The following is a 16,614-nucleotide window of genomic DNA, read 5'->3' as shown; positions in this document are numbered from 1 at the left end:
ACCCGCGGTTCGCACCGCGGGCTTTTGATGTCCGGTGACCTGAAGGCGCCCCGCTTACGAGCCGAGCGGGTTGAACTTGGTGACGCCCTTGAACAGGTTGCGCAGGAAGCTCTGCTCCTCGCCGCCCGTCGGGGTGGTGCGGCTGATGAAGTCGAAGATGATGCCGTCCTGCAGGCCGTAATGCGCGATGCGCTCGACCTTGAAGCTCTTGTTGAAATAGATCACCAGCACCTGCTGGTCGATGGTCTGCGGGTCCTGGAACTGGAACCGGCGACGCATCGTCTGGCTGATATAGTAGAAGGTCCGGTTGCCGATCGTCGAGGTGGTCGACGGGGTGCCGAGCGTCGTCAGCACGGCCTGCACGTCCATTCCCGGCTTGACCTGCGCGATCAGCGCATCGTCCATCACGAAGCCGCGCTTGAACTCCTCGTTGATGCCCGCCGAGGTCGGCAGCACGAAGCCGCCTGCATCGGGGCCGCAGCCTGCAAGCATGAGGGAGGTGGTCGCGAGGGCTCCGAGCAGAGCCGTGCGGCGGGTGATCTGGGTCATGCGGGCACGATCCGAAAGGCGAGCACGGCCCGGGACGATCCCAAGCCGCTTGTCAAAAGGGTAAGGGTTGGCGTAACGCCCGAGAATGGCTTTGGCAAGGCGAGTGCGCCCCGGCAGCAGCGGGCGGGAGTAAACAGGTGATTTTCGGGTTGTTCGGCAAGCGTGCCAATCGGCGCTCTCCTGTGGACACGCTGTTCGGGCGGGTCGCCGAGGCCTCGCGCCTGCCTGCGCTTTATATCGATGGGGGGATTCCCGACAGCTTCGAAGGCCGTTTCGAATCGCTGACCCTGCATGTCCTGCTGGTGCTGCGCAGGCTGCGTGAATTGCCGCCTCCGGCCGCCGATCTGGCGCAGGAATTCATCGATGCCTGCTTCGCTTATCTCGAGCTCGGTTTCCGCAATGGCGGCATCAGCGATGTCGCCGTGCCCAAGAAGATGAAGAAGATTGGCCAGATGTTCTACGGCCGGGTGCAGGCTTATGAGGCCGCGCTGGCCGCTCCCGGCCTGGAGGCACTGGCCGAAGCGCTGGGGCGCAACGCCTGCGCACCGGAAGCGGCGCCTGCGCTGGCTGCCTATGCCCGTGCCGCACAGGAGGCGCTCGCCACCGCCGATCTGGACGGCATCATGAACCGGGACAATCTCTTTCCCGCCTTCTCGGCCCGGGAGGTCGCTCATGACGCCTGATCGTGCCCCAGCCTTGCCGCTCAGCCATCCGATCCGGATCGAGGCGATCCGCACCCGAGGCACCGAGGTCGTGGTGCGGGCGGAGCCCGCGCAGCTGCCGGCCATCGCGGCGCAGCTCGGCCTCGTGTCCATCGAATTGCTGGAGGCGCGCCATGTCGTGTCGCGCAATGGCGAGCGCGTGAAGCTCGAAGGGCGCATCGCGGCCCGGCTCCACCAGGCCTGCGTCGTGACGCTCGAGCCGTTCCCGGTTCAGCTGGACATACCCGTCAAGCTCGATTTCACATCGGAGGAGGAGGCTGCGGCCTTCGCCCGGCGCAACGAGCGGGACGATACCGAGATCGATATCGAAGTGCTGCTGAACGAGGACGATCCGCCCGAGCCGATCATCGACGGCGTGATCGATCTCGGCGGGGTCACGCTGGAGTTCCTCGCGCTGGCGCTCGACCCCTATCCGCGCAAGCCCGGTGCCAGCTTCGACTCGTCCGCGGGCGACGCCGCCGTGGAATCGCCTTTCGCGGCGCTGGCAAAGTTGAAACGCGGTGACTGAAGCGCTTCGCGGCCCTTGCGCGGCTTGCGGCGCTGGCCCAAACCGCTATTGTCCGGCCGGCACTGAGCCGCCCCGGATTGAAGGTCGGCCATCTCCGGGACACGCCAGAATTCCATGACAAGACCGGTTACAATCGCGCTCGATGCGATGGGCGGGGACCACGGCCCGACCATCGTCATACCCGGCGCCGCGTTGATGCTCGAGCGCCGTCCGGATGCCCGATTCGTCATCTTCGGCGACGAGAAGCAGGTGCTTCCGCTGATCGACCAGCACCCGAAGCTCAAGGCGGTCACGACATTCCACCACACCGAGGTCTCGGTGAAGATGGACGACAAGCCGAGCCAGGCGTTGCGCTATGGCCGCTACAAATCCTCGATGTGGCGCGCGATCGACGCGACCAAGACGGGCGAGGCGGATGTAACGGTTTCGGCCGGCAATACTGGCGCGCTGATGGCGATGTCGAAATTCTGCCTGAAGTCGATGGCGCAGGTCGACCGGCCGGCGATCGCCTGCCTGTGGCCGACGGCCCGCGGCGAGAGCATCGTGCTCGATGTCGGCGCCACCATCGGCGCGGATGCGCGCCATCTCGTCGACCTCGCCGTGATGGGCGCGGCCATGGCCCGCGTCGTGCTCGATCTCGACCGGCCGACCGTCGGCCTGCTCAATGTCGGCGTCGAGGAGATCAAAGGCGTCGAGGCGGTCAAGGAAGCCGGCCGCATCCTGCGCGAAAGCAACCTGCCGCATCTCGCCTATCACGGCTTCGTCGAGGGCGATGATCTCGGCAAGGGCACGGTCGATGTCGTGGTCACCGAGGGCTTCACCGGCAACATCGCCCTGAAGACGGCCGAAGGCACCGCCCGTCAGATCGCCGATTACCTGCGCGCCGCGATGAGCCGCTCGCTGATGGCGAAGATCGGCTATGTCTTCGCCCGTGGCGCCTTCGCGGCGCTGAAGGACAAGCTCGACCCGCGCAAGTCGAACGGCGGCGTCTTTCTCGGGCTGGAAGGCATCGTCATCAAGAGCCATGGCGGTACGGATGCGATCGGCTTCGCCAGCGCCGCCGAATTGGGCTATGAAATGGCACGCGAGGACCTGATGGCGAAGGTCCGCGAAATGGTCGCCGCGAGCACGCGTCCGGAGCTGATGGCCGCGCAGCCCGCCGAGGCGGAATAGGGAACAACCTTCTTGTCCATCCTGCGCTCTCAAGTCGTCGGCTGCGGCTCCTACCTGCCCGCGCGCATCGTCACGAATGCCGAGCTGGCCGCCCGCGTCGACACCAGCGACGAGTGGATCGTCCAGCGCACCGGCATCCGCCAGCGCCATGTCGCGGCCGATGACGAGCCGACCTCGGTGGTCGGCCTCAAGGCGGCGCAGGCGGCGATCGCCGACGCCGGCATCGATCCGTCCGAGATCGACCTGATCATCGTCGCGACCGCGACGCCGGATCACACCTTTCCCGCCACGGCGACGCAGATCCAGGCGGCGCTAGGCATTACCGGCGGCGCGGCCTTCGACCTGCAGGCGGTCTGCTCGGGCTTCGTCTTTGCGCTCGCGACCGCCGACAAGTTCCTGACCACGGGCGGTGCCCGCGCCGCCCTGGTGATCGGCGCCGAGACTTTCTCGCGCATCCTCGACTGGGAGGACCGCGCCACCTGCGTGCTGTTCGGCGACGGCGCTGGCGCCGTCGTGCTGAAAGCCGCGCCGGGCGAGGGGACGCTTGCCGATCGCGGCATCCTCACCACCCATATCCGTTCGGACGGCCGCCACAAGGACAAGCTCTATGTCGACGGCGGCGCGGGCTCGACCAAGACGGTCGGCTTCCTGCGCATGGAAGGCAAGGAGGTCTTCCGCCACGCCGTCACCAACCTCGCCGAGACGGTACGCCACACCTTCGAGCAGACGGGCTTGTCTGGCGCCGATATCGACTGGTTCGTGCCCCACCAGGCCAACCGGCGCATCATCGACGCTACGGCCGACAAGCTCGGCATCAGCCACGACCATGTCGTCGTCACCGTCGACCGTCACGGCAACACCTCTGCGGCCTCGATCCCGCTTGCCTTGGCCGAGGCCCATGCCGATGGCCGCATCAAGCGCGGACAGCTCGTCCTGATTGAGGCGATGGGCGGCGGCTTCACCTGGGGCTCGGCCCTGATCCGCTGGTGACCCAGCGGTAGATAATTCACGAAAATTGTCATGAATCATCGTCATTTCGGGTCGGTTCTGGCCTAAGCCGGCACAATCGCCGCGCTTGAGGATTGACCCGCGCGACGGGGGCGCCTAGCGTCCGCCGTCCATAATGGCGAAGGGTTGGCGGTTTCAGGCCGCCGCCCGCAATACGCCTTGGAGGATATGAATGGCGGGGCAAACGGTCACTCGTGCGGACCTGTGCGAGGCTGTCTACCAGAAGATCGGCTTGTCGCGGACGGAGTCGTCGAAGCTTGTCGAGGCGGTGCTCGACGAGATCTGCGACGCGGTCGCGCGCGGCGAGAATGTGAAGTTGTCCTCGTTCGGATCGTTCGTCGTGCGAGACAAAGGCGAACGAATCGGGCGTAATCCCAAAACTGGCGTTGAGGTCCCGATCGAGCCGCGTCGCGTGATGGTGTTCAAGCCCTCGAACGTGATGAAGGCCCGCATCAACGGGCAGACGGGTGAGGGTGAGACTGAGTGAGCCTGGAGTTCCACGCCGGCGATACAGAGGCCGAATTGGACACCAAGAGCCCAGATGCCTTCCGGACCATCAGCGAGGTCGCCGAAGACCTCGACATACCCCAGCACGTCCTGCGTTTCTGGGAAACCCGCTTCAGCCAGATCAAGCCGCTGAAGCGCGGCGGCGGACGCCGTTATTACCGGCCTGACGACGTCGCCCTGCTCAAGGGCATCCGGCGCCTGCTCTATGGCGAAGGCTATACGATCAAGGGCCTGCAGCGCATCCTGAAGGAGCAGGGGCCGCGCCATGTCCAGGCGATCGGCCGGGGCGCGCCGATCGGGGCGATGAGCAGCGCAGCGCCGGCGGTCACGCCGGGCGGTCCTGGCGCCGCTGCCGAGGCGGGACCCGAACGGCTGGCGCCTTATCGGCAGCCCGTTCCCGAAGGGCTTGACGACATCTCGGTCCTCACGGCGGTGCTGAAGGAACTCGGCGAGTGCCGACGCATCCTCGAGCAGGCCCTGCAGCCGGCGCCGGACACGGCCTGATCCAGACTTGCGGTCGCGCCCGGGGCGTTTGCGCCGATGCAGGCGCGACGCGGGTTGATCGCTCCGCTCTTGACCATAGCTTCAAGGCCGAGGACGACCTGGCACGTCCCGTTTCCGGCGCGGATCGTCGCGCCTCATCGTTGGGGAGCGCCGGCATGGCCTGGCTTTATCTGTTCATCGCGGGCCTGTTCGAGGTCGGCTGGGCCATCGGCCTGAAATACACGCAAGGCTTCACCCGGCTCGTCCCGACCGTGTTCACCGGCGCCAGCATGGTCGTCAGCCTTGGCCTGCTCGGCCTTGCCTTGAAATCGCTGCCCGTCGGCACGGCTTACGCGGTCTGGACCGGCATCGGCACGGCGATCCTCGGCATCGCCCTGCTGGGCGAACCGGCGGGCGCCCTGCGGCTCGCCTGCATCGGCCTGATCGTTGCCGGGATCGTCGGGCTCAAGCTGGTCTCGGCGTAAGCGCCGGGGCTCAGCTCCGGCGCCAGGATTCCGGCCAGTAGCCGCCGCGCTCGATCAGGACGATCAGGACGATGATCGCGAGCGTGACCAGGATGGTCATGAGCTTCGCGTTCCAGGGCACGCCGCGGCCAATCAGCCAGATCAGGCTGAGGCCGATGATCAGGGGAATGACGATCTCCATCGGGCGAGCCTACAGCACGGAGCCGGTCGATGGGAAATTTTCCGTCGCCCTCGCTCGGCGGCCGGGATTCTGCCAAAGGCTGCCGGCGCTATTTTTTTTGGAACTCGATTCCGACGCGCAGGCCCACGGTGGAGGAGAAATCGAAGCCCGGCGGAAGGATGTTGATCCTGGCCCGGTCCGACCAGACCGAGGCCTGGATCGAGACGCCCGCATCGAAGCCTACGACGGCATCGATCTGAATCTGCCGGACTGGGCCAAGCCGCACTTCCGATTTCGTGATGTTGGCGATTGCCTTCGTCTCGATCTTGGCCCCCGCGGAGGCCTGGCCGATAGCCCCGCCCAGGCCGATGGCTCCTTTGATCGTCGTCCAGAAATTGGCCTGGGCTCCCAACTGCAAGCGGTTGGCGACATTGATCACAGGTGTCGAGATGCCGGCGGACGAACGAAACTCGACCGAGAGATTGCGATCTTCGATGCTGGCTTTAGGCACGAACTCGCTCTTGAAATAAGGTCGTATGAAACCGGGTAGCTGCGGTTGCAGGACCTTGTCGACCGAATAGCTGACGGAAAAGCCTTTGAAATCCTTGAACTCGCCGTAAAGATACAGGGTATGGGGCAGCCGAGGGTCGAATGTCGGCAGCTTGTCCAGGACATGGAACGGCCCCAGTTGCTTGACGCCGTGGGCGATCATCGTCGCGGTGCGCAGTCCCGGCTGCCGTAGCTCCAGTTGGGGCAGCTCGAGCCCTGTCTTTTCGAGCCGTGGCGCATCGGTCCAGAGTTTGACCAGCTTGTCGCGCGATAGCAGGGCGCCCGCCGCGTCGAGCAGCGGCGGCGGCGGCAGGCTCTTCCCGGTAAGCTCGAAGGCCTTCTCGGGAATCATCAAGGTCATGGTCTGCGTCAGCGAATGTTCGTCGAACAGGCGGGTCGCGGTGTCGTTGCCGACCTTGCCATCGTCCCCAAGCCCACAGGCGCGCTGGAAAGTCTTGACCGCGCTTTCGGTGTTGTCACCGAAGATGCCGTCGACCTTGAGGTTGTTCTTGCCGCCATTGACCATGTTGATCGTGTGCTGGACCGAGGCTGTATTGTTGCAGCGCGCCCCTTTGGCGATCGATTTCTTGGCAGGCTCCGGCATGTTCGGCCCCCGTCGCGGCTGGCCTGACAATCGCGGGCGGCCGCCAGCGCCGCGATTCCGGCAGCGCCCGAAACAGGCTGCCGCCTTCCTCCAGAGCTAACATTGCGGAAGCTCCGGCCTCGTCATTCACATGAGGGATGAGAGGCGAGGGACCCTGCTATGGAAGCTGGGATTCCGCAGGCGCACCGACCGGCGCCGCGGTCCGGCCGATCGGGCGCTCCCCCTCGACCAGCGGCTTCAACCGCCCGAGCTCGACCGCCAGGAAATCGAGGAAGAGTCGGACGCGGGGCGTATGCCGCATGTCCGGATGGGTCAGCAGCCAGAGGTCGGCTGCGAGATCGGGATCGGGCTCGCCGAACCGCCTGAGGCCGGGGCGCGTGTCGCCGATGAAGCAGGGCAGGAAGCCGATGCCGATCCCGGCCTCGACCGCCTCGGCGAGGCCGAGCACGGTATTGAGCTTGTAGACGACACGCTCCGGCGTGACGTGGCGGGCGAGATAGCGCACCGCGCTCAGCATGGTGAACTGGTCGCCGAGCGAAACCCAGCTGCGCTCCCACAGGCTTTCACGAGAGGGAAGCTCCGCATCGGGGAAATCGGCGGCACGGCCATAGAGCGCCCAGGCGATCCGGGCGGGCTTGCGGCCGACCAGCGTCTCCGGCGGATTGTCGGTGGCGCGGATCGCGACATCGGCGTCGCGCTTGGAGAGATTGGCGGCTTGGTTGCCGATCAGGATATCGAGCCGGATGTCCGGGCATTGCGCGAGGAAACGGGCGAAGAGCGGCGTCAGCAGGTCGACCAGCAGGGAGTCGTTGGTGGCGACGCGCAACTCGCCGGCCGGCTTGATCTCCTGCCCCGCGAGCTTGCGCGAGAAAGCGGTGATGTCGTCGTCGACGCGGCCGGCGAGCTGGATCATCTCCTCGCCGGCTGGCGTCGCGACATAGCCGCTGCGGTGACGCTCGAACAGCTTGGTGCCGAGCGCCTCCTCGATCTGGCCGAGGCGACGGAACACTGTCGAGTGGTTGACGCCGAGCGCTGCCGCGGCGGCCGGCAGCGCCCGTTTGTCGGCGATCGCCTTGATCAGGCGGAAATCGTCCCAGGCCAGAGGCTTCGCGGCTTGATTCATCCGCTCACTCTCGGCCAAGGGACGCTCCCCTTCAAGGCGGGCTCGCGTCACGCCAAGGCCGGCTTGGCGCTGATGGCCGAGCGCGTGCCGGTGACGGCAAGCGCGCCATCGCCGATCAGCACATGCGCGAAGGCGGTGAGCGCAAGGAAGGCCGGATATTCCCAGCCGCCATTCGGCGCATTGAAGACCCAGCCGTTCGGGGCGTGGATGGCGAGAGCGCCCAGCAGGACCGGCAGCAGCGCCGCTGAAACGAGACGGCCATGGAAGCCGATGAGGATGGCGATGCCGCCGATGAGCTCGGCCAGCATGATCGGCCAGGCGAGGAAGCCGGGCAGCCCGACCTGCCCAAGAAAACCGGCGAAGCCGGCGGGCGTGAAGATGACGAGCTTGAGATAGGCGTGGGCGATGAACATCAGGCCGAGCGCGACGCGCAGGCCAAGGGCGCCATAAGGAGCGAGGCGATTGTCGATCATGGGACGTCTCCTGAAACAGGACCGGTTGGTCTCGAGGCAGAAGATCGATCGGACTTATGCGCAAATCAAATTGTAGATTGGCGATAGTCACATTGCATCAATGCAATGAATTGCCTCTGGCGCTCGGCCGCTTCCATGCCGATCTTCCAGCCAACGGGGCGGATATCTGCCCATCGCGATCGAGAACACGGAGGAGCTTGCCATGCAGATCAACGGCCTTCATCACGTCACCGCCATCTCTGGCCCGGCGCGCCGCAATCTCGACTTCTATGCTCGGGTGCTCCGCCTGCGCCTCGTCAAGAAGACCGTCAATTTCGACGATCCCGGCACCTATCACCTCTATTTCGGCGATGTGGGTGCCGCGCCCGGCTCGATCCTGACCTTCTTCCCGTGGGAGCATGCCGCTCCGGGCCGCCTCGGCGTCGGCGAGACGCAGGAGACGGTCTTCCGGGTTCCGGAAGGTTCGATCGGCTTCTGGGCGCATCGCTTCGTCGAGCAGGGCGTGCCGCATGAGGTGCCGGTCAAGCGCTTCGGCGAGACCGTGCTGAGCTTCCGCGATCCGGACGGCATGAGGCTCGCCCTTGTTGGCCTGCCCGGTGTCGAGAAGGAACCGGCCTGGGCTGACGGCGGCATTCCCGCCGAGCATGGGCTGCGCGGCTTCCACAGCGTCAGCTTGCTGCTGGCCGAAGCCGCGCCGACGGGTGCCATCCTGAGCGACGTTTTCGGTTTCACCGAGATCGGCCGTGAGGACACGTTGATCCGTTATGCCGCGAAGGGCACGGCGGTCGGCGGGGTGATCGACCTGCGCGTCGCCGGCGGCTTCCTGCCGGCCCGGCAGGGCGCAGGGTCGGTCCACCATATCGCCTTCCGGGCGGCCGATGACGCCGCGCAGGAGGAGATGGTGCGCCGTCTCGTTCAGAACCACGGCATCAGCCCCACGGAACAGCGCGACCGGAATTATTTCCGCTCGGTCTATTTCCGGGAGCCGGGCCATGTCCTGTTCGAGATCGCGACCGATATCCCCGGCTTCGCGATCGACGAGCCCGCGGCCGAGCTCGGCCGTTCGCTGAAGTTGCCGCCTCAGTACGAGGCGCATCGCAAGGAGATCGAGGCGGTCCTGCCCGACCTCGGCTGACGAGACCCGCCGCCCGCCGTTCAGGCGGGCGGCGGAGCGACACCACGACGCCCTGCCTGCTTATCGCAAGGGGCAGGGCGGTTCCGCTCGATGAAGGGAGAGGACCATGACCGGCACGACCGTCGATACCGATTTCATCCATGTCTTCGAGCCGGGCAGCGATCCGGCCCGCAGGCCGCTCCTGCTCCTGCACGGCACCGGCGGCGACGAGCGCGACCTCCTCTCGCTCGGTCGCACCGTCGCGCCGGGAGCAAGCCTGCTCTCGCCGCGCGGCAAGGTTCTCGAAGGAGCGGCGCCGCGCTTCTTCCGCCGCCTGGCCGAGGGTGTCTTCGACGAGGCTGATCTCAGGCAGCGCACCGACGAGCTGGCCGATTTCGTGCTCTTGGCCCGGGAGCGCTACGGCCTGCCGGCGCCGATCGCGCTCGGCTTCTCCAACGGTGCGAACATTGCGGCGGCGCTGTTGCTGCAGCGGCCCGAGATCCTGGCCGGTGCCGCGCTTCTGCGCGCGATGGTTCCCTTCGCCGAGCCGCCGCGCGCCGATCTCACGGGCAAGCCGGTGCTGATCCTGTCGGGCGCGCTCGATCCGATCGTGCCGAAAGCCAATGCCGAAGCGCTGGCGCGCCAACTCGGTGAGAGCGGCGCCGCCGTCGAGCATCGCGCATTGCCCGCGGGGCATGGTCTCGGGCAGGCCGATATCGGCCTTCTCGGCGACTGGCTGGCGCGCAACTGATCAAGGGCGGCATCGGGAGCATCGGACTGATTACGGCATCCAGTCCGGTGCTCTAGGCCCGGGCGAGCACGTTTCCGACCGGGTCCGCCACGATGAGGCGGCGCGCCTTCCCGGCCTGCTCGGCCATCAGGGCCATGTCGATCCGTTGGCGATACTCCGCCCAGGACCCCAGGCTCAATCCGCAATTGGCGCAGGAGACCACGCTCGCATCGCTGAGCGCGTGCGGAACCGAGACGCCCGGCGAGCCGCAATCCCCGCAATGGAAACCATTTTGTCTCAACGCGATACCGTCCATGCTGATCGTCGACGCAGCGGCAATCCGCGTGCCGCGTCGGCATCAAAGGCCATCGCAGATGACCATTGCCTGAACGCGCTTCGTGATCGGAAGCCGGCGGCTATTCCACGGCGGAGGTCAGTTCGCGATGCTGGTTATGCTGGTTTCGCTCGGCTTCGGAGCGCGAAGAGACCAGGCGCAGGGCCGGGCGGACCGCCGGCTGCGCCGAAGCGAGATCTTTCCGCCCGGCGGCCGCACGCCGGATTTGGGCACGCCGCGCGATAAGCGACATCTGTTGCTTGTGTTTCATGATCGAATGACCCGGAGCCGCACTTTCATCATCGCTCCAACGCAAGTGTTCGCGCAGCCCCCATTTGGGGTGTCCGCTTTCGAAAGGCCGATGCGATGTCCGGATCCGGTTCCGAGAATGAGGATCAGGGCCGCGCCCGTCGATCGCCGATCCGACGCTCTAGAAGGCGGGTTCGGCGCCGTCGGCCTGACGGCAATCGCCTGGGCGATACGAGCCGTTGCCGTCATGCGACGGGATTGTTCATGATCGTCTCGAAGCGCATTGCATCTGCCGCGCCTCGCCACTATAAGCCGACCCGTCGGAGCGTAGCGCAGCCCGGTTAGCGCACTTGTCTGGGGGACAAGGGGTCGGAGGTTCGAATCCTCTCGCTCCGACCATTCAAATCCCTGAAAATCAACGGCCAGCCATCTCTCGCATGCTTTCGGGCGTCGCGAGGCGCCTTTGCGGCGCTATGAGCCGAGCCTGATTCGAGGCGATGGATTCGCCCTTCGCTCGCGCCGTTGCGGCTCCCGTGATTAACCCTTCCTTAGGCTTGTCGTTGCTCTCGCGCCGTCGCGCAGCCAATGTTGTGATCGGGGCGGGCAGGGCACGAAGAGGCGGAAGCGATCATGTCCATGGCGAGTCTTGCGATCACGGCCGCCGAGCCGGGCCGTCGGGAGATGACGGAAGCCGCCGGTTCGCTTGCGAATTTCTTCACCGAGATCAAGCCCGATTGGCACTCGCAATGGGCCTGGGATCACTATGAGGCGACCATCCTCGGACTGGCGCATCAGTTCGGCCTGCGCCGCGTCTGCGAGATCGGTGGCGGCCGCGATCCCCTGTTCACCCAGGACGAGGCCGCCCGCAACGGCATCGATCTCATCGTCAACGATATCGATGCCGGCGAGCTGGCGCTGACGGCGCGCGGACTCAAGACCGCACGCTTCGACATCGCCGGGGACCTGAGCGAGCCGGATGTCACGCGTGGCGGCTATGACATGATGGTGTCGCGCATGGTCTTCGAACATGTCGACGGGGTCGAGCGGGCCTGGGCCAATATCCATGAACTGCTGGCTCCCGGCGGCGTAGCGCTGGCCTTCTTCCCGACGCTCTGGGCGCCGGTCTTTGCCCTCAACCATGTCCTGCCGGAGAAGGTCTCGCACGCCATCGTCCACACCCTGTTCCCGGCGCGTCGCGACGGCGGCGGCGATCCGAAATTCCCCGCGCTCTATGATTGGTGCCGCGGCAACCCCGCCTTGCTCGAGCCGATGCTGAAGCGGGCGGGCTTCGCCGAAACCCATGTCCAGCGCTTCTGGGGGCACGGCTATTTCGACCGGATGCCGGGGTTGAAGCAGGTCGATCACGTCTTCAACGCGCTGGCGGCGCGTGTCGGTTGGAGCTTCGTGACGACCTATGCCTATGTCGTCGTCCGCAAGGGACGGGGCTGAGCACGCCTCGCCAGCTTCGAGACGGCGTCAACCGGGACTGAGAAGACCTGCCTCAGCCTGCGGTATGGCCGGCTTCGCCGTCTTTTGCCCAGCGTGATCTGTCCATGGCCGGACGCTGTTCGCGCGCCGTGCCCGTGGTGGAGGGGAAACGCAGCCTGCGCCCGATCGGACGTTCGACCCAGCGATAGAGCAGGGTGGATGCGACGGCTGCGACCGCGATGGCGACCGCGATGTAGATCTCCAGTGGCAGTGACCCGCCGACCAGCCTGATCCAGACCTCCCGGAGCGGGCGCAGCGCGAAGGGGTGGAACAGATAGAGGCTGTAGGAGGCATTGCCGAGCCCGGTGAGGAGCAGCGCCAGGCGCGGCGGGGCGCCGCGATAGAGCGCCGCTCCTGCGACGATCATCACGGCCGGGATGCCCCAGCGCAGCGCCGGCAGGGTGGTTTCCCCGGCGTCGAGGCCGTGAATCCTGAAGATGGCGGCGAAGCCGAGGACCACGAGCAGCGCAGCGCCCGGCCCCGGAAGGCTCACGCCTTGCCTGTGGAGCAGTGCCAGGAGGCAGCCGAACAGGAATTCGAGGATGATCTGCTGCGTCCAGAAGGCGAGCTGGACCTGCGCCGGCTGCAGCAGCATCCCCGCCAGGGCGAGGCCGCCAATAACGAGCGTGAGCGCGGCCATTCCGCGCCGCAGGGGCAGCAGCATCGCACCGGCAAACAGCACGTAGAAGAACATCTCCAGGTTGAGCGTCCAGCCCAGCGCCATCACAGGCCGGGTCTCGTCGCCGCCGCGCAGGCTCGGGATGAAGAGATAGGAGGCGAGGATGTGCTGCCAGTCGCCGAGCGGAACGTTCAGGAGCTGGGGAGCGGCGAGGCCGCCGAGCAGCAGGATGCTGGTCAGGAGCCAGTAGAGCGGCACGATCCTGGCGATCCGCCGGGTGAGGAATACCCGCCATGCCCCCGGCCGGCCGAACAGATCGGCCGAGGTGTGGACCATGATGAAGCCGGAAATCACGAAGAAGATGTCGACGCCGATGCCCCAGCGCATGAAGGACAGGTCGATGGCGGGCAGGCCCACGCGCGCGCCGATGGCTTCCGTCTCATGGGCGGCATGGCCGAGGACGACCAGCAGCGCCGCGATCGCGCGCAGGGCCTGGATGCTCTCGATCTGGCCGGATGGCGCCGTTTCGCTGGCCAATGGCGCAGCCGCCGTCATGAGCGCCCCCCCGCGCCGCCGTCGCCCGGCCCGAGTGCCGCCAGGCCCCAGATCAGGCCGAGCATTAGGTAGAGATGCCGCCAGTGGTCGCTGTCGATCTGGAAGCCCTGCAGGATGGTGACGAAGAGCACCGACCAGATCGCGATGGCGTGGAGCTGGGTCGGGCCGGGCCGGAACACCACCCGCCAGCCGACATAGCAGGTCGCCACCATCAGGCTGATCCATGACAGCCCGCCGAGCCAGCCATAGGAGGCGAAGGCGTTGATATAGACGTTGTGCGGGTCGGCCTGGTTGAAGAGCCAGCGGAACTGCAGCGGTCCGAAACCGTTCGGCGCGTCCAGCAGCATCGGGATGGCGCGCAACTGGTTGCCGAAGCGCCCCGTGACGCCCTGGTCATATTCCTGGTCGAGGCTGGCGCGCGCGTCGAAGACGTTGCGGATATCCTCGAAGGACAGTGCGACCAGGAGCGCGGCCACCATGGCGACGAGCGCTGCCAGCGACATGGTGACGATCCGGCGCCGGCTGGCGGCGCTCGGAGCGGTCAGGAAGGTGAGGGCGATCATGAGCGCCGTCGAGACGACGAGAACGCCCCAGGCGCCGCGCGAGAAGGTGAAGAACAGCGCGGCGAGCGGGATGCTCAGCGTGACCAGGCCGCGCGCCATGCCGACCTGGCCGGTCAGGATGCGCTGCAGCACATAGACGATCGGCAGGGCCAGATAAGGGCCCAGCACGTTGGGGTCCTTGAACGTTCCGGCGGCGCGGCCATAGAGCGTGAAGATCGAGCCGAGCCCGGCAATGTCGAAATAGCCGAGCAGCCCCGCAAACCCTGCGACCCAAGCGGCGAACAGCCAGCCGCGGCGCAGGGTCTCCAGCCGGCCGGCCGCATCCTGGGACATGATCCCGGCGACGAAGACGCAGGTGATCATCAGATAGACCGACACCGCGGTGAAGCGCACCGAGTCGCCGTCGCCCATCCAGGGAATGAGCGAGAGGATGCCGCCGATATTGTAGCCGAGCAGCAGGACCGCGAGCGGCAGAAGCTTTTGCGAGAACCGGATGCCGGTGAGCGCGAAGACGAACAGCGCCAGCAGGAAGACGACCTCGTAGGGCGAGGGCTCGACCAGGGCGAGGCCGCTGGCGGCGCCGAGCAGCCACAGGGTGCCGCGCTTGATGGCGGCGTAGGAAATCGCCAGGCGCGAGGCCCGGCCTGCCTGCGGCGGGTTTTGCGCCAGCGCGCTCAATAGGCGTTCTCGTTCTTGGTCAGGAGCGAGAACGGCGTCTTCACCAGGATGTAGAGGTCGAGCAGCACCGACCAGTTCTCGATATAGTAGAGGTCGTGCTCGACGCGCCGCTGGATCTTTTCCTCGGTGTCGGTCTCGCCGCGCCAGCCGTTGATCTGGGCCCAGCCGGTGATGCCGGGCTTGACCTTGTGACGTGCGAAATAGCCGTCCACCACCTGCTCATAGGCGCGGTTGGAGGCCTTGGCATGGATGGCATGCGGCCGGGGGCCGACCAGCGACAGGTCGCCCTTGAACACGACGTTCAGGAGCTGCGGCAATTCGTCGATCGAGGTCTTGCGGATGAAGCGGCCGACGCGCGTCACGCGCGGATCGTCCCTGGTGACCTGCTTGGCAGCGTTATGGTCGGCCATGTCGTTGCGCAGCGAGCGGAATTTCAGGACGTCGACGGTCTCGTTGTTGAAGCCGTACCGCTTCTGGCGGAAGAACACCGGCCCCGTGGTATCGAGCTTGATCGCGATCGCCGTCACCAGCATCACCGGCGAGAGCGCGATCAGGGCGAGCGTGCCGACGACCTTGTCGAACGCCCATTTGACGACGATATCCCAGTCGGCGATCGGCCGGTCGAACACGTCGAGCACCGGCACAGCGCCGAAATAGGAATAGGAGCGCGGCCGCAACCGTAGCTTCGACAGATGAGCCGAGAGGCGGATGTCGATCGGCAGCACCCAGAGCTTGCGCAGCATGGTCAGAAGCCGCGCCTCCGCCGAGATCGGCAGGGTGAAGATGACGAGGTCGAGCTTGGTGCGGCGTGCGAATTCGACGAGGTCGTCGATCGTGCCGAGCTTGGGATAGCCGGCGACGAGATCGGGCGAGCGCTCGTCGTTGCGGTCGTCGAAGACGCCGCAGATGCGCAGGCCCGTATCCTTCTGGCTTTCCAGGGCGCGGATCAGCGCTTCGCCGGCCTCGCCGCCGCCGACGATGGCCGTGCGCCGCTCCAGCCGGCCGGTGCGGGTGAGATAGCGCACGCCCGCCGTGGTGAGCACGCGCCCGGCGAGCAGGGCGCCGGCACCGGCGAAATAGAAACCGATCAGCCAGCCCCGCGACACCTGATCGCCGATCTTCAGGAAGAAGAAGGCCGCGAGCGCGACCAGGAACAGCATCGTCCAGCCGGCGACCAGGCGCACGCCGCTGCCGACGAAATGGCGCAGCGCTCCGATCGGGTAGAGTTGCAGCGCCTGGAAGACCGCAAGCGAGCCGAGAGCCAGCGCCGCGACCGTCACCTGATAGGGCAGCGTGTACTCGACCTTGCCGGCCGCATAGAGCCAGTAGATCAGCCCGCCAGTCCCGAGCACGGCGATCAGGTCGAGCAGCCGGGCCGCGCCTTCGATCATCACGGGCGACAGCGTCGGCTTGACGGGAATGGCCGCGATGCGCTCGGCCAGCGGGTGGAAGCGCCGCGTCTGGCCCTTGTCGGACCCACCGAACATCGCCGGCGAGGCCGAGGCGGCCGCATCCGCCTTCATCATATCGCGGACGTCGAAAGTCCCCATGACCCATACACCCTCAACTCGGAGCGTCGCGCCGGAGTGCGGCGATCCGGTTCGGCTGTATCCGAAATTGCTCTCGGAACATTTAACCCGACCGCTTGCTGTTTCGGCGGATTCGTAAGGCTCCGGAGCGCCGCGAAGGCGCTTGCCGCATGCTCTATGGAGGGTGCCAAAACGCGATGGCGAAAAAGTGGATTTTGTCTTGGTCGGCCAGTGATTTGGCGCAGGTTTAAAACGCCTGAAAAAGTTGCGATTTCCCGCAAGTGATTGTTATTGCAAGTGATCGCGTGTTGACAGAATAGAGCGGCGTAGGCATATTGGCTGTCGATGAGTGTCTGAGAAGCATATAACGCTCAAGAAGAGCGCCGCGCCCCGACAGGTGTTTTTTGCCTA

19 protein-coding genes and 1 tRNA gene are annotated in these 16,614 nt (G+C 66.2%); 11 read left to right on the top strand and 9 right to left on the bottom strand.

From position 1 onward, the window contains the following. Nucleotides 1-54 precede the first annotated feature (54 nt). Nucleotides 55-549, bottom strand: coding sequence for an outer membrane protein assembly factor BamE (locus BLQ70_RS01530; RefSeq protein WP_170843276.1), 495 nt, complete (start codon nt 547-549; stop codon nt 55-57). 137 nt (nt 550-686) lie between these two features. Between BLQ70_RS01530 and BLQ70_RS01525 the strand changes: the two genes are divergently transcribed. The 7 genes from BLQ70_RS01525 to sugE all read left to right on the top strand — a co-directional run bounded on the left by BLQ70_RS01525 (nt 687) and on the right by sugE (nt 5,435). Then, entirely contained in the window at nt 687-1,232 is a 546-nt protein-coding gene (locus tag BLQ70_RS01525) for a ubiquinol-cytochrome C chaperone family protein (RefSeq protein WP_091855539.1), read from the top strand. Next, entirely contained in the window at nt 1,222-1,779 is a 558-nt protein-coding gene (locus tag BLQ70_RS01520) for a YceD family protein (RefSeq protein WP_091855538.1), read from the top strand. Before BLQ70_RS01525 ends, BLQ70_RS01520 begins: the two co-directional genes overlap by 11 nt. Nucleotides 1,780-1,893: 114 nt before the next feature. Continuing rightward, on the top strand, nt 1,894-2,952 hold the full coding sequence (gene plsX / locus BLQ70_RS01515) for a phosphate acyltransferase PlsX (RefSeq protein ID WP_061964015.1): 1,059 nt from the start codon (nt 1,894-1,896) through the stop codon (nt 2,950-2,952). Nucleotides 2,953-2,964: 12 nt separating this feature from the next. Continuing rightward, nucleotides 2,965-3,942, top strand: a complete 978-nt coding sequence (locus BLQ70_RS01510; protein ID WP_091855537.1) for a beta-ketoacyl-ACP synthase III — start codon at nt 2,965-2,967, stop codon at nt 3,940-3,942. 190 nt (nt 3,943-4,132) lie between these two features. Beyond that, nucleotides 4,133-4,447 carry an integration host factor subunit alpha gene (locus tag BLQ70_RS01505; RefSeq protein WP_047573001.1) on the top strand — a complete coding sequence of 105 codons (315 nt, stop codon included), beginning with the start codon at nt 4,133-4,135 and terminating at the stop codon, nt 4,445-4,447. Then, on the top strand, nt 4,444-4,971 hold the full coding sequence (locus BLQ70_RS01500) for a MerR family transcriptional regulator (RefSeq protein ID WP_244511870.1): 528 nt from the start codon (nt 4,444-4,446) through the stop codon (nt 4,969-4,971). Before BLQ70_RS01505 ends, BLQ70_RS01500 begins: the two co-directional genes overlap by 4 nt. Nucleotides 4,972-5,126: 155 nt before the next feature. Further along, on the top strand, nt 5,127-5,435 hold the full coding sequence (gene sugE, locus BLQ70_RS01495) for a quaternary ammonium compound efflux SMR transporter SugE (RefSeq protein ID WP_091855536.1): 309 nt from the start codon (nt 5,127-5,129) through the stop codon (nt 5,433-5,435). 10 nt (nt 5,436-5,445) lie between these two features. Here the strand turns inward: sugE and BLQ70_RS25510 are convergent, their stop codons facing one another. The 4 genes from BLQ70_RS25510 to BLQ70_RS01480 all read right to left on the bottom strand — a co-directional run bounded on the left by BLQ70_RS25510 (nt 5,446) and on the right by BLQ70_RS01480 (nt 8,344). Then, nucleotides 5,446-5,616: a hypothetical protein gene (locus BLQ70_RS25510; RefSeq protein WP_170843275.1), complete on the bottom strand. Its 171-nt coding sequence runs from the start codon at nt 5,614-5,616 to the stop codon at nt 5,446-5,448. Between the two features lie 88 nt (nt 5,617-5,704). Continuing rightward, nucleotides 5,705-6,748 carry a peptidoglycan-binding domain-containing protein gene (locus BLQ70_RS01490; protein ID WP_061964009.1) on the bottom strand — a complete coding sequence of 348 codons (1,044 nt, stop codon included), beginning with the start codon at nt 6,746-6,748 and terminating at the stop codon, nt 5,705-5,707. Between the two features lie 157 nt (nt 6,749-6,905). Beyond that, a complete protein-coding gene (locus BLQ70_RS01485) occupies nt 6,906-7,871 on the bottom strand; it encodes a LysR family transcriptional regulator (RefSeq protein WP_091855535.1) in 966 nt (321 codons plus the stop codon). A 47-nt stretch (nt 7,872-7,918) separates the two neighbouring features. Continuing rightward, nucleotides 7,919-8,344: a DoxX family protein gene (locus tag BLQ70_RS01480; RefSeq protein WP_091855534.1), complete on the bottom strand. Its 426-nt coding sequence runs from the start codon at nt 8,342-8,344 to the stop codon at nt 7,919-7,921. A gap of 202 nt (nt 8,345-8,546) precedes the next feature. Here BLQ70_RS01480 and BLQ70_RS01475 point away from each other — a divergent pair, with 202 nt between their 5' ends. Together BLQ70_RS01475 and BLQ70_RS01470 are read left to right on the top strand one after the other, a co-directional pair. Continuing rightward, nucleotides 8,547-9,479 carry a ring-cleaving dioxygenase gene (locus BLQ70_RS01475; protein ID WP_091855533.1) on the top strand — a complete coding sequence of 311 codons (933 nt, stop codon included), beginning with the start codon at nt 8,547-8,549 and terminating at the stop codon, nt 9,477-9,479. A 106-nt stretch (nt 9,480-9,585) separates the two neighbouring features. Then, nucleotides 9,586-10,209: an alpha/beta hydrolase gene (locus BLQ70_RS01470; RefSeq protein WP_091855532.1), complete on the top strand. Its 624-nt coding sequence runs from the start codon at nt 9,586-9,588 to the stop codon at nt 10,207-10,209. A 52-nt stretch (nt 10,210-10,261) separates the two neighbouring features. On the opposite strand, the gene BLQ70_RS01465 is transcribed toward BLQ70_RS01470, so the two are convergent. Then, on the bottom strand, nt 10,262-10,504 hold the full coding sequence (locus tag BLQ70_RS01465) for a hypothetical protein (RefSeq protein ID WP_091855531.1): 243 nt from the start codon (nt 10,502-10,504) through the stop codon (nt 10,262-10,264). 588 nt (nt 10,505-11,092) lie between these two features. On the opposite strand from BLQ70_RS01465, the gene BLQ70_RS01460 reads away from it, so the two are divergent. Together BLQ70_RS01460 and BLQ70_RS01455 are read left to right on the top strand one after the other, a co-directional pair. After that, nucleotides 11,093-11,170 (top strand) — tRNA-Pro (locus BLQ70_RS01460). Nucleotides 11,171-11,401: 231 nt separating this feature from the next. Continuing rightward, complete coding sequence (locus tag BLQ70_RS01455; RefSeq protein ID WP_091855530.1) at nt 11,402-12,220, top strand: class I SAM-dependent methyltransferase; 819 nt, start codon at nt 11,402-11,404, stop codon at nt 12,218-12,220. A 52-nt stretch (nt 12,221-12,272) separates the two neighbouring features. On the opposite strand, the gene BLQ70_RS01450 is transcribed toward BLQ70_RS01455, so the two are convergent. Genes BLQ70_RS01450 through BLQ70_RS01440 form a run of 3 tightly spaced genes read right to left on the bottom strand, consistent with a single transcriptional unit; the run spans nt 12,273 to nt 16,224 of the window. Next, nucleotides 12,273-13,433, bottom strand: a complete 1,161-nt coding sequence (locus BLQ70_RS01450) for an acyltransferase family protein (RefSeq protein ID WP_170843274.1) — start codon at nt 13,431-13,433, stop codon at nt 12,273-12,275. After that, nucleotides 13,430-14,674: an O-antigen ligase family protein gene (locus BLQ70_RS01445; RefSeq protein ID WP_091855529.1), complete on the bottom strand. Its 1,245-nt coding sequence runs from the start codon at nt 14,672-14,674 to the stop codon at nt 13,430-13,432. Before BLQ70_RS01445 ends, BLQ70_RS01450 begins: the two co-directional genes overlap by 4 nt. After that, nucleotides 14,671-16,224 carry an undecaprenyl-phosphate glucose phosphotransferase gene (locus BLQ70_RS01440; RefSeq protein WP_091855528.1) on the bottom strand — a complete coding sequence of 518 codons (1,554 nt, stop codon included), beginning with the start codon at nt 16,222-16,224 and terminating at the stop codon, nt 14,671-14,673. Before BLQ70_RS01440 ends, BLQ70_RS01445 begins: the two co-directional genes overlap by 4 nt. Nucleotides 16,225-16,614 lie beyond the last annotated feature (390 nt).

The sequence above is a fragment of the Allobosea robiniae genome, assembly GCF_900102525.1.
Classification (GTDB): domain Bacteria; phylum Pseudomonadota; class Alphaproteobacteria; order Rhizobiales; family Beijerinckiaceae; genus Allobosea; species Allobosea robiniae.
This window is presented reverse-complemented; position numbering and strand designations above follow the sequence as displayed.